Genomic DNA, 14,371 nt, shown 5'->3' with positions numbered 1-14,371 from the left:
GTTCCCATCCCGAACACGGTCGTTAAGCTCTTCTGTGCCGATGGTAATTGGGGGCTGTCCCCCTGTGAGAGTAGGTCACTGCCAGGCATTATGGAGGATTAGCTCAGCTGGGAGAGCGTCTGCCTTACAAGCAGAGGGTCATAGGTTCGAGCCCTATATCCTCCATTTTTATGCCGGTCTAGCTCAATTGGTAGAGCAACTGAATCGTAATCAGTAGGTTGGGGGTTCAAGTCCTCTGACCGGCACTGTAGTATGAGCCACTAGCTCAGGGGTAGAGCATCTGACTTTTAATCAGAGGGTCGAAGGTTCAAATCCTTCGTGGCTCACCATTTGTTTATTACTATGCGGAAGTAGTTCAGTGATAGAACATCACCTTGCCATGGTGGGGGTCGCGGGTTTGAATCCCGTCTTCCGCTCCATTTTATATATGCCGGGATGGCGAAATTGGCAGACGCACAGGACTTAAAATCCTGCGGTAGGTGACTACCGTGCCGGTTCGAGTCCGGCTCTCGGCACCATTTTTAGTTTTTTGCGCCCTTAGCTCAATTGGATAGAGCGTCTGACTACGGATCAGAAGGTTGGGGATTCGACTTCTCTAGGGCGCACCATTATCGGGAAGTGGCTCAGCTTGGTAGAGCACCACGTTCGGGACGTGGGGGTCGCAGGTTCAAATCCTGTCTTCCCGATTGTTTACAAAGAGGACGGTTTTCGCGTGTTTTTGTTTCGTCCGACAGCGATTGTGTAAATCGCTGTACGCATTTAAATGGGGCCTTAGCTCAGCTGGGAGAGCGCCTGCTTTGCACGCAGGAGGTCAGGGGTTCGATCCCCCTAGGCTCCACTTAATCGAGATTTTCAGCTGGAAGTGTCTGGCTGTAAAAGCGGTGCTTTTGATAAATAATCAAAAGCACCGCTTTTTTAATAAGTAAGGTATAAATTTTTGAATGGGCTCAGGGTTCATATCAGTGGCGTAATCCTTGGAAAAAGTTCTGATTTAAACGTAAGTGTGAGACTCTTGCGGAGCGTTCCTATTGATTGCAGGCCAAGGGAGATCCCGCAGGTCTCTTGGCGAACTAAGGAGGCCCCCGAACTGCCCGCGGCAAGCGAGCAGCTGACTGGTTTTTCTCACAAGTAGAGAAAGTATATAAAATTCAGGGTTCATCTTAGCGGTGTAATGCTCGGAAAAAATTCTGATTCAAACACGGAAGCGCGAGACGCCTGCGGGAATCGCGAGCCAAGTGAGACCCCGCAGATTACTGCTTGTTTGAGGAGGCTCACGGATCGCCCGCGGCAAGCGNTCGCGAGCCAAGTGAGACCCCGCAGATTACTGCTTGTTTGAGGAGGCTCACGGATCGCCCGCGGCAAGCGAGCAGCTGAAGTGTCGTTAAGTACAAGATAGATGATTCAAAGCCGCATATAGAGTGAGAGTAAAGGATCAGGCGTAGCTTGTTTTTTCTTATGCCGTCAAAACCAATGAATCATTGCAGTCTTAAACGTCCGGTTATATTTGAAAAAAGATGTTTGAGCAGCTTTCTAAGTGGATTCCTAGTGACTCGGTTGATTATTTGGGAAATATCGTTCATAATGAACTTATAGTCAAAGTTAGTCAAAGTCAGGGAGAGGATGCCCCGATGAGAAACATATCCGATATTATTGAGAAATACATTAAAGAAATTCTTGATTCGAGCGATATCATCAAATTGAAAAGAAGCGAGCTGGCAGAAAAGTTCCAGTGTGTTCCTTCCCAGATTAACTATGTGCTGAAAACTCGATTTTCGATCGAGCGCGGTTATGTTGTGGAAAGTAAGCGTGGCGGCGGTGGATATATTCAGGTCATTAAAGTTCGCCCGGTAACTGATGCCGAACTTATAGATGAAATGATCGGTTTAATTAGCTACAAAGTGACGGAGAACATGGCAGAATCCATCATTGTTCATTTGCTTGAAGAAGATGTGATCAGTGAGAGAGAAGCGCGGTTAATGCTTAGTGCCATCCATAGTCTGGTTCTTGAAATGGATATCCCTTTAAGAGACGAGATGCGTGCGAATCTTTTGAAGGCGATGCTTCGGTCACTTACCTATAGCAGATAATCAAATTAGAGTGCTCTATTTTTCAGACAGTACGAATGCTTCATTTTGGTAAATGTGCGTTTGATTGGATATAATAAGATATCCAATTAAGCAGCATATCGCTTGATTGAGAACAGGAATTTTGATTTTACATCATCTTGCTGCTTCGGAAAAAGGATTTGAAAAGCCTTGTGCCGAATATAATGATTACTAATGCTATCGATCAGTTTGTGAAGAATTAGGCTACAAAACCATGAGTGAAGAAAGATCAAAGAAACAATAACCTGAATAATGTACAGGTAAAGGTTTTTTTGAGAAAGCATAGATTGACTAAGGCCAGTGAACAGAGACAGCAATTAAAGGAGGCCACCATTATGATGTTTGGACGATTTACAGAACGTGCTCAAAAAGTGCTCGCGCTTTCCCAAGAAGAAGCCATGCGTCTTGGGCATAACAATATTGGAACAGAACATATTCTGCTCGGCCTCGTACGCGAAGGCGATGGTATCGCCGCTAAAGCACTGCTCGCCTTGAATCTTGATCCTGAAAAAATCCAGAAGGAAGTAGAAGCGCTGATCGGGCGCGGCAGTGAAGAAGTGCAGACTCCGCATTATACGCCGCGCGCAAAACGTGTCATCGAACTTTCTATGGACGAAGCAAGAAAAATTGGGCATTCCTATGTAGGAACAGAGCATATTCTGCTTGGTCTGATCCGAGAAGGAGAAGGCGTTGCAGCCCGGGTACTTAATAATTTAGGCGTCAGCCTGAATAAAGCGCGACAGCAAGTACTACAGCTGCTGGGCAGCCATGAAGCAACATCTGGGAACGCCCAGGGACGCAGCACCTCTCATGCGAGCACGCCTACACTTGACAGCCTAGCGCGAGATTTAACCGCGATGGCGAGTGAAGGAGCGCTTGATCCAGTGATCGGACGAAGCAAAGAAATTGAACGTGTCATCGAGGTGCTAAGCCGCCGGACGAAGAACAATCCGGTCCTAATTGGTGAACCGGGTGTCGGTAAAACAGCAGTTGCAGAGGGATTGGCACAAGAAATTGTGAACAATGAAGTGCCTGAAATTCTTCGTGAAAAACGTGTCATGACCTTGGACATGGGCACAGTGGTTGCCGGGACAAAATACCGCGGCGAGTTCGAAGACCGTTTGAAAAAGGTTATGGACGAAATTCGCCAGGCGGGCAATGTCATTTTATTCATTGATGAGTTGCACACATTAATCGGAGCCGGCGGTGCTGAAGGCGCGATTGATGCTTCAAATATTCTTAAGCCATCCTTGTCACGTGGCGAACTCCAGTGTATCGGAGCAACGACACTTGATGAATATCGTAAATACATTGAAAAAGATGCAGCACTCGAAAGACGCTTCCAGCCAATTAAAGTCAAAGAACCGACGAAAGAACAGTCGGTGCAGATCTTGAAAGGGTTGCGTGACCGCTATGAAGCGCACCACCGGGTAAAAATAACGGATGAAGCGATTACTGAAGCGGTAAGACTGTCTGACCGTTATATCTCGGATCGCTTTCTTCCCGATAAGGCGATCGATTTAATCGACGAAGCAGCATCAAAAGTCCGGTTACGTTCATACACTGCTCCGCCAAATCTTAAAGAACTGGAGCAGCGACTGGAGACGGTCAAAAAAGAGAAAGACGCGGCCGTACAAAGTCAGGAATTCGAAAAGGCGGCGTCGCTTCGAGATCATGAACAAAAACTGAAGGAACAAGTAGATGTTTGCAAGAAAGAATGGAAAGAAAAACAAGGCAAGGAAAATACGCAGGTACTTCCTGATGATGTGGCACTCGTTGTCGCGAACTGGACCGGCGTACCGGTAGTTAAGCTTGAGCAGAAAGAAAGCGAACGTCTGCTGAATATGGAGCACATCCTGCATGAACGCGTAGTTGGCCAAAATGAAGCAATTGATGCCATTTCGCACGCGATTCGCAGAGCACGCGCAGGATTGAAAGACCCAAAGCGGCCGATTGGTTCTTTTATTTTCCTAGGACCTACAGGTGTAGGAAAAACTGAGCTTGCACGAGCGGTTGCGGAGACCTTGTTTGGTGACGAAGAAGCCATCATCCGCATTGACATGTCGGAGTATATGGAAAAACACACCACATCCCGTCTGGTTGGTTCACCTCCGGGCTATGTTGGACATGAAGAAGGCGGACAACTGACGGAAAAAGTACGCCAGAAGCCTTATTCGGTAATCCTGTTTGATGAAATTGAAAAAGCGCACCCGGATGTATTTAATATTTTGCTTCAGGTGCTTGATGACGGAAGACTGACGGATTCAAAAGGAAGAACAGTAGATTTCCGTAATACGGCAATTATTATGACTTCTAATGTTGGTGCAAGTCAGCTGAAAAAGAATAAATACGTTGGCTTTTCGGTTGGTGAGGAAGGACATGAATATAAGGAAATGAAGGAAAAGGTGATGGGCGAGTTAAAACGTGCCTTCCGTCCGGAATTTCTCAACCGTATTGACGAAATCATTGTCTTCCATGAACTGAAGAAAGAACAGCTAATGGAAATTGTCTCCTTGCTTGCTGATCAGCTTAAGCATCGCTTGTCGAATCAAGGCATCGTGATTGAGCTGACCGATGCGGCGAAAACACAGATTGTTGAAGAGGGCTATGATCCGGAGTACGGAGCGAGACCGCTTCGCCGTGCATTGCAGCGCCGAGTGGAAGACAAATTGTCTGAAGAGCTGCTGAAAGGAAACATTGTAAAGGGAACAAATGTCGTGATTGATTACAGCAATGGAGAATACTCAGTCAGCAAAAAACAAGAAGAAGCTGTAGCAAAATCTTGATTTTTGGTCAGCTTCCTGATCAGCAATGACTGTAAAGAAGCCAAAGTTTTCTTTAAGCCTTGGCTTCTTTACTTATTTAAAATACAAATTGGCCAATGAAAAGTTAATGGGTAAGGTGATCAGATGGCAAAAGCGAAAACAGTATTTGTGTGCCAGGAGTGCGGCTATGAAAGCCCAAAATGGATGGGCCGCTGCCCCGGTTGCCAGAATTGGAACACTTTGGTTGAGGAGACAATTCGTCCCGCTGTTCCTTCCTCAGGCCTAAGTGCCGCGCCGGCAAGCAAGCCATCGCGGCTCTCGGAGGTCTTGCTCGAAGAGGAGCCGAGGATAAAGACGGAGATGGCAGAACTGAACCGTGTGCTCGGTGGAGGAGTTGTACCCGCTTCACTTACGCTTGTAGGTGGGGATCCGGGTATCGGTAAATCCACGCTGCTTCTTCAGACATCCGACCAACTCGCTCGCGGCGGACATAAAGTCCTATATATATCTGGGGAAGAATCTGTTCGTCAAACGAAGATGAGAGCGACGCGGCTAGGCGTTTCTTCAGATGCGCTCTATGTGCTGGCTGAAACAGATATTCGTCAGATTGAAGGCCATTTAGAGAGCGTGCAGCCCGAAATCATGATCATTGATTCGATCCAGACGATTTACAATTCAGACCTTTCTTCTGCTCCCGGAAGTATTTCTCAAGTCAAAGAGTGCACAGCGTATCTTCTGCGTCTTGCCAAACAGCGCGGCATTGCTATTTTTATCGTTGGACATGTCACAAAGAATGGTGCGCTGGCGGGACCAAGGACACTTGAGCACATGGTGGATACTGTATTATATTTTGAAGGAGAGCGACATCATACATTTCGTATCTTGAGGGCGGTTAAAAACCGCTTTGGTTCAACGAATGAAATGGGTGTGTTTGAAATGAAGGAGGGAGGGCTTGCCGAGGTCGCCAACCCTTCGGAAATATTCCTTCAGGAACGCGCTAAAGGAGCAGCAGGTTCCGCGATTGCTGCTTCAATCGAAGGAACCAGGCCGCTTCTGGTAGAGGTTCAGGCGCTTGTGACGCCGACTAGCTTTGGCAATCCGCGCCATATGGCAGCAGGATTAGACAATCATCGTATGTCGCTGCTTATGGCTGTTCTGGAGAAGCGGGTAGGTCTGCTGCTGCAAAACCAGGATGCATATATCAATGTTGCCGGAGGTGTGAAACTGGATGAACCGGCTGTTGATCTTGCAAGTGCGATCAGCATCGCCTCCAGCTTTAATAACAGTCCAACCAAAGTTACCGATGTATTTATTGGTGAAGTAGGATTAACAGGCGAAGTCCGGCGGGTTTCACGAATTGAGCAGAGAGTGAATGAGGCATATAAGCTTGGTTTTACAAGAGTCTTTGTCCCTCAAAAAAACTTAGGCGGCTGGACGCCTCCGGATGGAGTTTCACTGATTGGCATTGAATCGCTTTCTCAAGCGATACGTCTGGCATTGGGATCTGAAAAAGAAACGATGCCTGAACCTGAGTTTTACCCTACTGATCTGTAAAACAGCTGGAAAGTCTGTGTACAGAGTGGAAAAACAAGCGAAATTATGAAAAAAGGAACATAATGGCAAAAATAAAGTTTTGATTTTGTCATTTTGTCTATACTGTTTTGAGGAGGTGATTGGAAATGATAAAACGAGTTATCCAGCTATTCTTCATATTAATCGGCGGTACTCTAGGTTTTGTCTATATACCAAAAATAATGTTGCTGTTAAATCTGGGGAATGGAGTTCCGGGATGGATCAGTTCACCGTTTGTCGGCATGGCAATTGGTGCAGTCATCATGGCATTTTTATCTTTTTGGTTTGTGGACTCATTGGTAAATTTCATTAAGACTCTAGAAGATCGGATAATCAAGGCACCAGTTACAGATGTCGTGTTCGGTTCGGTAGGATTAGTATTTGGTCTGCTAATCTCTTTCCTGATCCAGATCCCGCTTGCGAGTTTGCATATACTCGGGATCAGTAACATCCTGCCAATCTTTATTTATATCTTCTTTGGCTATTTCTTTTTCCAAGTCGGCTTTAAGAAACGAGATGAACTGATCAGCCTGTTTCGACTGCCATCAAGGTCAAGGGATAAGAAAAAAGACACACGATCTGATATTTACCCGGCTAGCGATTATATTCCCTACAAAATTTTTGATACGAGTGTTATTATCGACGGTAGGATCGCCGATATCTGTCAGACAAGATTTCTTGAAGGTACCATGGTGATTCCGCATTTTGTTCTTGAGGAGCTGCAGCATATCGCCGACTCCTCGGATGTCCTGAAAAGGAACCGCGGACGTCGTGGATTGGACATTCTGAACAAAATTCAGAAAGACCACTCGATTCATGTAGACCTCTATGAAGGGGACTATGATGATATTACCGAAGTGGATAGCAAGCTGGTCCGTCTTGCTAAGGAGATTGGCGGTATTGTCGTTACAAATGATTTCAATTTGAATAAAGTCTGTGAGTTTCAGAAAGTGCCTGTCTTGAATATTAACGACTTGGCTAATGCTGTTAAACCGGTTGTTCTTCCGGGCGAAGAATTACGTGTTCAGGTCATTAAAGATGGAAAAGAACAAAATCAAGGTGTCGGGTATCTTGACGATGGGACAATGATTGTGGTAGAAGAAGGACATAGGTATATAGGCAAAACGATTGACGTAATCATTACCAGTGTTTTGCAGACCTCTGCAGGCCGAATGATTTTTGCCAAGCCTAAATTGCTTGAGAAGGCGCTGTAATTTTGTCAACAAGCCGCCTTTGAGTTCGGAGGCCATATCAGATGGACTATCAAGTGGTTGTCCTCGCCGCGGGTCAGGGCAGGCGCATGGGCGCTGGAGAAAATAAAGTTCTGCTGGATTTAGCGGGCGCTCCAGTCATCGTTCATACGTTGCGTGTTTTTGAAACGGATCCGTCTTGCAAAGGGATTGTTCTTGTTATCCGAGATGATGAGAAAGAACAGTTCCGTGCATTGGTTGAAGATTACCGGCTGAAAAAGGTACGGACATTTGCCGAGGGTGGAAAGGAACGTCAGGAGAGCGTTCGCTCAGGACTTGGGGTTATTAAAATGGATCAGAAAGAGATTGTGCTGATTCATGACGGGGCGCGTCCGTTCATCACGCATCGGGAAATTGCAAGGGTGACAGAAGCCGCAGCAGAAAGCGGTGCCGCGTTGCTTGCCGTACCGGTTAAAGACACGATTAAACAAGTGGCTGATTTTACAGTCGAACGAACATTGGAGCGAAAAAGCTTGTGGGCGGCACAAACCCCACAGGCTTTTCGATTGTTCTTGATCCGCCGTGCGCATCAGGAAAGTCTCGAAACCCATTTTATGGGGACTGACGATGTGTCTTTGGTGGAACAGATGGGATTGCCGGTGAAAATTGTTGAGGGCAGTTATCGAAATATCAAACTGACGACGCCTGAAGATCTGGTCATCGCGCAAACATTTTTACAGAGAGGAGAGGAGTAGCCGATGAGAATTGGTCATGGGTTTGACGTCCATCAATTTGCGGAAGACCGTGATTTAATTATTGGCGGTGTCACCATACCCTATGATTTGGGGCTAGCCGGACATTCCGATGCGGATGTACTTCTTCACGCGATTAGCGATGCGCTGCTTGGTGCTGTTGCGGAAGGAGATATCGGTAAGCATTTTCCGGATACGGATGAGGCCTATAAAGATGCAGACTCCAAAAAGCTTCTTGAAGAAGTGATCGCGATCGTCCGGGCTAAAGGGTATGAAATCAGTAATGTCGATAGTGTCGTGATTGCCCAGAAACCAAAACTTGCTCCCTATATCTCGGATATGTGCCGGACAATTGCTGGGGTTCTGAACATTGAAGAAGGGCAAGTTAATGTTAAGGCAACGACAACGGAGAAACTCGGTTTTACAGGCAGAGGGGAAGGCGTCGCTGCCGAAGCCATTTGTTTGTTGGAAAAAGTTGAAACAAGTTGAAATTTAAAGGGCCATACGTGCTAAAATAAGAAAGAATAACAGAAAGTGGTGAATGCGTTGACAGAAGAAGTCAGGGTACGTTATGCGCCAAGTCCGACAGGATTTCTGCACATCGGGAATGCACGTACCGCAATCTTTAATTATCTTTTTGCCCGTCACGCTGGCGGCAAGTTTATTATTCGTATTGAGGATACCGACCTGAAGAGAAATGTAGAAGGCGGAGAAGAAAGCCAGCTGAAGTTCTTAAAATGGCTAGGCCTTGAATGGGACGAAAGTGTTGATGTAGGCGGCGAATATGGTCCTTATCGTCAGATGGAGCGCTTGGATCTTTACAAAAAATACTGGCAGGAATTGCTGGACAAAGGGCTTGCTTATAAGTGCTACTGCACGGCTGAAGAACTGAAGGCAGAGCGCGAAGAGCAAATGGCGAACGGACAAACACCTGGCTATTCAGGCAAGTGCCGTCATTTGACGGACGAACAAATTGCGCAGTATGAAGCTGAAGGAAGAAAGCCAACGATACGTTTTCGCATTCCTGGCGATCAGAAAATTGAATTTGACGATATTGTTAAGGGGCATGTAACCTTTGACTCGAACGACGTCAGTGATTTTGTGATCGTCAAGCAGAATGGCGTGCCAACGTACAATTTTGCTGTTGTCGTCGACGACCATTTGATGAAGATGACCCATGTCCTTCGCGGCGAAGAACATATTTCGAATACACCAAAGCAAATCATGCTTTTCCACGCATTCGGATGGGAAGCACCGGTTTTCGGTCACATGACGCTGATCGTTAATGAAAATCATAAAAAATTGAGCAAGCGCGACAACAGTATTGTTCAGTTTATTGAACAGTACAAAAATATGGGCTTTTTGCCTGAAGCGCTGTTCAACTTTATTACATTGCTAGGCTGGTCGCCAAAAGGTGAAGAGGAAATCTTCTCCCGTGATGAGTTTATCAAGTTATTTGACGCAAGCCGATTAAGCAAATCTCCGGCAATGTTTGATAAATCCAAGCTTGAATGGATGAATGGCCAGTATATTAAAAAGCTGTCAAAAGAAGATTATGCCAAAATGACACTTCCTTATATGGCGGATGCTGGACTTATTCCCGCGGAAATGACCGACGCGCAGCGTGACTGGGCAACACGGGTTGTGTTATTGTATCAGGAACAGTTGCATTTTGGCGCGGATATTGTCAATTTGTGCGATATGTTCTTTAATAAAGACATCGAAAAAACCGAATTAACCAAGGACGAACAAAAAATCCTTGAAGGCGAAGAGGTAAATGATGTGCTTTCTGTGTTCAACCGCGAGCTTAAAAGTTTGGCTGAATGGACAGCAGAAGCGATTGCACCTAAAATAAAAGTAACACAAAAAGAAACGAAACAGCGCGGATGGAAATTGTACATGCCGATTCGCGTGATTGCGACAGGATCCGCTCATGGACCGGAACTGCCAGAGGCTTTGGAATTGCTAGGCAGAGATCTCGTTCTGAAAAGACTCGATCACTACCTAGCGACGCAGCAGACTGTATGATTTGTAGCTGACTGTCCGCTTTACAGTGACTTTTTAAGAAGCTACGCATAACGTGTAATAGGATCTGTTCAAAAAGGAGGAAAAAAAGGGCCGAGGTCAGGCAGAACGCCACGTCCTGTGGCATGCCTGACACTAGCTCGTCCTGAGCGTCGAAGATCAAGGAAACGCAGTTTCGAGCACCGGAGCGTACTATCACAGGATGTGATGACTTCGACGTTACTCACAGGACGTGAGTGTCGTTAGTCGAAGTTCCCCTGTAAATACGTGAGGAGTGGAGAAACAAGTTGACGTAGAGATTCGACAGCAATTTTTCCCGGACTTTTTGAACATCCTCTAATAGAAAACGATGAAGAGGTTGAGTAAGTATTCGCAGTTCCCAGACAGAGAGGGCGGGTCATCAGGCTGAAAACCGTCCGGGAAGCGAATTACTGAATTGCCCCTCTGAGTTTATCGCTGAACGGTGATTAGTAGGCGAAAACGGCGGCCGCCGTTATCGGCAATGAGTGGAGATTTTTCTCAAGCAAAGTGGAACCGCGTCTATGAGGCGTCTTTGTGTCAGTTGACACAAAGACGCCTTTTTAAAATAAATTTTTATAGAGAAATCGTATGAACTCATACGATAAAATGCCATGTTCCGTGGCATCTCCGGCAGCATGATGCGGCCGGATCAATGAGATATGGAAAAGCGATGTTTTATAAAACAAGCTGTATGATTACACGAAGGAGGCCAACTTCTGTGCGAAGCATTATCGCAGAAGATCTGAGCAATGTGTTTGACCAAGACCCTGCGGCAAGAAGCAGGTGGGAGGTCATCATGACCTATTCCGGATTGCATGCAATCTGGATGCATCGGGCAGCACACTGGCTCTGGAAGAAAAAACGCTATTTTCTTGCACGCGTTCTTTCACAATTCTCACGTTTTTTCACAGGTATTGAAATTCATCCTGGAGCCAAAATTGGCAGACGATTCTTTATGGATCACGGGATGGGTATAGTGATTGGTGAAACCTGTGAAATTGGAAATGATGTTACGCTGTTTCAAGGTGTGACCCTCGGGGGTACAGGCAAAGAGAAAGGGAAAAGGCATCCGACCATTGGCGACGATGTATTGATCTCAGCGGGCGCAAAAGTGCTCGGATCAATTACAATTGGCGATCATTCAAAGATTGGTGCGGGCTCGGTTGTTCTCCACAACGTTCCGTCGCATTCGACTGTTGTTGGTATACCCGGACGCGTCGTTCGCCAAAATGGTATCAAGGTCCATCATCATGATTTGAATCATGCAGATCTCCCCGATCCTATTGCAGAAAAAATGTATGACTTAGAGAAACAGATTAAGGAATTACAGACAAAATTTGAAGAGTTGAAAAGGATGGAAAAAGAGAAGGAGTGAATCCAATGTCATTAAAGGTGTATAACACATTGACAAGGAAGAAAGAACCGTTTAAACCAATCGAAGATCATAAAGTTCGAATGTATGTGTGTGGCCCTACGGTTTACAATTACATTCACATCGGCAATGCGCGTCCGGCGGTCGTTTTCGACACGGTTCGCAGGTATTTTGAATATCGCGGGTATATAGTGAACTATGTGTCAAACTTCACAGATGTAGACGATAGACTGATCAATGCATCGAAAGAAAGGCATATTTCAGTACCGGAGATTGCTGACCAGTTTATTAAAGCCTATAAGGAAGACACAAGTGCACTCAATGTCAGAACAGCGACGGTTCATCCGCGAGCGACCGAAACAATGCCTGAAATCATCCGCTTCATCAGTAAACTGGTAGATGCCGGATATGCTTATGAATCTGGCGGTGACGTCTACTTCAGAACACGAAAGTTCCAGGAGTATGGAAAACTATCCCATCAATCAATTGATGACCTGAAGTCAGGTGCACGGATTGAAATTGATGAGAGTAAAGAAGATCCGCTCGACTTCGCGTTATGGAAAGCTGCGAAACCGGGAGAAATAAAATGGGAAAGCCCATGGGGTGATGGAAGGCCGGGCTGGCATATTGAGTGCTCGGCCATGGTCGAAAAATATTTAGGTGATACAATTGACATCCACGCGGGCGGAACGGACTTGACGTTCCCTCACCATGAAAATGAGATTGCTCAGTCCGAAGCATTGCACCATCAGACGATGGCCAATTACTGGCTGCACAACGGGCACATCCAGATTAATCATGAAAAAATGTCGAAATCAATCGGAAATGTCATTCTTGTCCATGATCTAATCAAAAAGTTTGATCCCCAAGTGGTTCGTTTTTTCATTTTATCCGTTCAATATCGGCATCCCATTAATTTCAGTGACACGTTACTTAATGATGCGGTGCAGGCTTTTGGACGCTTAAAGACAGCGAATTATAATTTGAATCATCGTCTGAAGCAAGCTGACCTATCCATAGAGGCCAATGAAAAGATTGCTGAAAACTATCGAAAACCATTTATTGAAGCTATGGATGACGATTTTAACACCGCCAATGCAATAGCGGTCCTGTTTGATATCGTTCGAGATGCAAATATCGCACTTCAAAGCGAAACAACATCTGAACATGACCTTGCAGCTTATCTTCAGGTACTGTCTGAACTCTCTGGAGTGTTGGGATTGAAACTCGAAGAGGCATCAGACAGTATATTAGACAGTGAGGTTGAAGCCCTGATCAATAAGCGGGAAGAAGCACGTAAGAATAGAAATTTTGCTGTTGCCGACAGTATTCGTGATCAATTAAAAGAAGCGGGTATTATCCTGGAAGACACTCCTCAGGGCGTGCGCTGGAAGAGAGGCCAGGAATGAAAAAAACCGAAACAGATACAGATCCAAACCTGTTGAATAGTCTTGCACTCGCCTATATGGGAGACGCGGTAATTGAGGTTTATGTGCGCAAAGCCATTATCTCCTCTTCCGGGGTGACGAAACCTCATGCACTGCATGTACAGGCTGTAGATTATGTCTCCGCAAAATCACAATCCCGATTTCTGCATGAGCTGATGGATGAAGGATTTTTGACCGAAGATGAACTTAATGCCGTCAGGAGAGGACGAAATGCGAAATCACATTCTGTCCCACGAAACACAGATGTGCAGACCTACAATTTCAGCACAGGCTTTGAGGCGTTGATTGGTGTGTTATTTTTTATGGGTAAGCAGGAGAGAATTGAAGAAATCATGGAAAAGATGTTTATTAACCATCCGGTCGAAAGGAGCGGGCATTAATGAGTGATGAATGGATCGTCGGACGGCATCCCGTTTCAGAAGCAATTCGATCGGGAAGAGAAATCAATAAAGTATGGCTGAACAAAGAGGGACGCGGTTTAGGTGACTTGTTGGATTTGATTAAATCCAATGGAATTGCGGTTCAATTTGTGCCAAAGCAGAAATTGGACCAATTATCTAAATCTGCTCAACATCAAGGAGTGGTTGCGTCAATCGCAGCTTACCGTTACGCGGAGTTGGACGATCTTTTTGCGCTTGCGAAAGAACGCGGCGAAACGCCTTTTTTTATGATGTTGGATAATGTCGAAGATCCGCATAATTTGGGATCTATATTAAGAACGGCGGACGCATCGGGATGTCATGGTGTTATCATTCCGAAAAGGCGTTCTGTCGGACTGACTTCTGTGGTTGCAAAAGCTTCAACCGGTGCGATTGAGTATGTTCCTGTCGCCCGGGTAGCTAATCTCGCTAATACCATGGACAGTCTTAAGAAACAGGGCATCTGGTTTGCGGGAACCGCAGCGGACGGAAGCGAAGATTACCGTTCCGCGGATTACTCAATGCCGCTCTGCCTCGTTATCGGAAATGAAGGAGCGGGCATGTCCCAGTTAGTGAGAAAAAAATGTGATTTTCTGATTAGCCTTCCAATGCGAGGAAAAGTAACCTCGCTAAATGCTTCAGTTGCTGCCAGTTTGCTGATGTATGAGGTGCTCAGGCACCGCGAAAAGCAAGGGTGAAGGC

At 45.8% G+C, this 14,371-nt stretch carries 11 protein-coding genes, 8 tRNA genes, 1 rRNA gene and 1 other annotated feature; all 20 genes read left to right on the top strand.

What is annotated here, in order from left to right; translation table 11 throughout:
• A 5S ribosomal RNA gene (rrf, locus tag P343_RS36500) occupies positions 1-87 on the top strand; the annotation flags it as partial.
• A 5-nt stretch (positions 88-92) separates the two neighbouring features.
• Positions 93-165 (top strand) — tRNA-Val (locus tag P343_RS34520).
• 7 nt (positions 166-172) lie between these two features.
• Positions 173-245, top strand: a tRNA-Thr gene (locus P343_RS34515).
• Between the two features lie 9 nt (positions 246-254).
• Positions 255-329: transfer RNA gene (locus tag P343_RS34510), tRNA-Lys, on the top strand.
• Positions 330-344: 15 nt separating this feature from the next.
• Positions 345-419 (top strand) — tRNA-Gly (locus P343_RS34505).
• A 10-nt stretch (positions 420-429) separates the two neighbouring features.
• A tRNA-Leu gene (locus P343_RS34500) sits at positions 430-518 on the top strand.
• Between the two features lie 13 nt (positions 519-531).
• A tRNA-Arg gene (locus P343_RS34495) sits at positions 532-608 on the top strand.
• A 4-nt stretch (positions 609-612) separates the two neighbouring features.
• A tRNA-Pro gene (locus P343_RS34490) sits at positions 613-686 on the top strand.
• A 79-nt stretch (positions 687-765) separates the two neighbouring features.
• Positions 766-838, top strand: a tRNA-Ala gene (locus tag P343_RS34485).
• A gap of 790 nt (positions 839-1,628) precedes the next feature.
• On the top strand, positions 1,629-2,087 hold the full coding sequence (locus P343_RS34480) for a CtsR family transcriptional regulator (RefSeq protein WP_023511485.1): 459 nt from the start codon (positions 1,629-1,631) through the stop codon (positions 2,085-2,087).
• Between the two features lie 353 nt (positions 2,088-2,440).
• Positions 2,441-4,891 (top strand): ATP-dependent protease ATP-binding subunit ClpC, encoded by a 2,451-nt coding sequence (clpC, locus tag P343_RS34470; protein ID WP_023511483.1) that lies wholly within the window; start codon positions 2,441-2,443, stop codon positions 4,889-4,891.
• 123 nt (positions 4,892-5,014) lie between these two features.
• Positions 5,015-6,424, top strand: a complete 1,410-nt coding sequence (radA, locus tag P343_RS34465; protein ID WP_023511482.1) for a DNA repair protein RadA — start codon at positions 5,015-5,017, stop codon at positions 6,422-6,424.
• Positions 6,425-6,549: 125 nt separating this feature from the next.
• Complete coding sequence (locus P343_RS34460) at positions 6,550-7,656, top strand: PIN/TRAM domain-containing protein (protein WP_023511481.1); 1,107 nt, start codon at positions 6,550-6,552, stop codon at positions 7,654-7,656.
• A gap of 41 nt (positions 7,657-7,697) precedes the next feature.
• The gene (gene ispD, locus P343_RS34455; protein ID WP_023511480.1) at positions 7,698-8,387 is read left to right on the top strand and encodes a 2-C-methyl-D-erythritol 4-phosphate cytidylyltransferase; all 690 of its coding nucleotides are present in this window, start codon (positions 7,698-7,700) and stop codon (positions 8,385-8,387) included.
• A 3-nt stretch (positions 8,388-8,390) separates the two neighbouring features.
• Entirely contained in the window at positions 8,391-8,873 is a 483-nt protein-coding gene (gene ispF / locus P343_RS34450) for a 2-C-methyl-D-erythritol 2,4-cyclodiphosphate synthase (protein WP_023511479.1), read from the top strand.
• A gap of 57 nt (positions 8,874-8,930) precedes the next feature.
• The gene (gene gltX / locus P343_RS34445; protein ID WP_023511478.1) at positions 8,931-10,412 is read left to right on the top strand and encodes a glutamate--tRNA ligase; all 1,482 of its coding nucleotides are present in this window, start codon (positions 8,931-8,933) and stop codon (positions 10,410-10,412) included.
• A 337-nt stretch (positions 10,413-10,749) separates the two neighbouring features.
• Positions 10,750-10,967: a binding site (T-box leader), on the top strand.
• A 154-nt stretch (positions 10,968-11,121) separates the two neighbouring features.
• Entirely contained in the window at positions 11,122-11,805 is a 684-nt protein-coding gene (cysE, locus tag P343_RS34440) for a serine O-acetyltransferase (RefSeq protein ID WP_051384794.1), read from the top strand.
• Positions 11,806-11,810: 5 nt separating this feature from the next.
• Positions 11,811-13,211 carry a cysteine--tRNA ligase gene (gene cysS / locus P343_RS34435; RefSeq protein ID WP_023511476.1) on the top strand — a complete coding sequence of 467 codons (1,401 nt, stop codon included), beginning with the start codon at positions 11,811-11,813 and terminating at the stop codon, positions 13,209-13,211.
• The gene (locus P343_RS34430) at positions 13,208-13,630 is read left to right on the top strand and encodes a Mini-ribonuclease 3 (protein WP_023511475.1); all 423 of its coding nucleotides are present in this window, start codon (positions 13,208-13,210) and stop codon (positions 13,628-13,630) included. Before cysS ends, P343_RS34430 begins: the two co-directional genes overlap by 4 nt.
• Positions 13,630-14,367: a 23S rRNA (guanosine(2251)-2'-O)-methyltransferase RlmB gene (gene rlmB / locus P343_RS34425; protein WP_023511474.1), complete on the top strand. Its 738-nt coding sequence runs from the start codon at positions 13,630-13,632 to the stop codon at positions 14,365-14,367. Before P343_RS34430 ends, rlmB begins: the two co-directional genes overlap by 1 nt.
• Positions 14,368-14,371: the final 4 nt, after the last annotated feature.

The sequence above is a fragment of the Sporolactobacillus laevolacticus DSM 442 genome, from assembly GCF_000497245.1.
In the GTDB taxonomy this organism is placed as follows: Bacteria; Bacillota; Bacilli; order Bacillales; family Sporolactobacillaceae; genus Sporolactobacillus; species Sporolactobacillus laevolacticus.
The sequence above is the reverse complement of the archived record's forward strand: the minus strand, read 5'-3'. Positions and strand labels throughout refer to the sequence as shown.

What these genes read in the sequence shown, in the direction of transcription:
- P343_RS34460 (WP_023511481.1), top strand. Translation starts at nt 6,550, where the DNA reads ATGATAAAACGAGTTATCCAGCTATTCTTCATATTAATCGGCGGTACT.
- rlmB (WP_023511474.1), top strand. Translation starts at nt 13,630, where the DNA reads ATGAGTGATGAATGGATCGTCGGACGGCATCCCGTTTCAGAAGCAATT.
- cysE (WP_051384794.1), top strand. Translation starts at nt 11,122, where the DNA reads ATGATTACACGAAGGAGGCCAACTTCTGTGCGAAGCATTATCGCAGAA.
- ispD (WP_023511480.1), top strand. Translation starts at nt 7,698, where the DNA reads ATGGACTATCAAGTGGTTGTCCTCGCCGCGGGTCAGGGCAGGCGCATG.
- P343_RS34480 (WP_023511485.1), top strand. Translation starts at nt 1,629, where the DNA reads ATGAGAAACATATCCGATATTATTGAGAAATACATTAAAGAAATTCTT.
- radA (WP_023511482.1), top strand. Translation starts at nt 5,015, where the DNA reads ATGGCAAAAGCGAAAACAGTATTTGTGTGCCAGGAGTGCGGCTATGAA.
- clpC (WP_023511483.1), top strand. Translation starts at nt 2,441, where the DNA reads ATGATGTTTGGACGATTTACAGAACGTGCTCAAAAAGTGCTCGCGCTT.
- ispF (WP_023511479.1), top strand. Translation starts at nt 8,391, where the DNA reads ATGAGAATTGGTCATGGGTTTGACGTCCATCAATTTGCGGAAGACCGT.
- P343_RS34430 (WP_023511475.1), top strand. Translation starts at nt 13,208, where the DNA reads ATGAAAAAAACCGAAACAGATACAGATCCAAACCTGTTGAATAGTCTT.
- cysS (WP_023511476.1), top strand. Translation starts at nt 11,811, where the DNA reads ATGTCATTAAAGGTGTATAACACATTGACAAGGAAGAAAGAACCGTTT.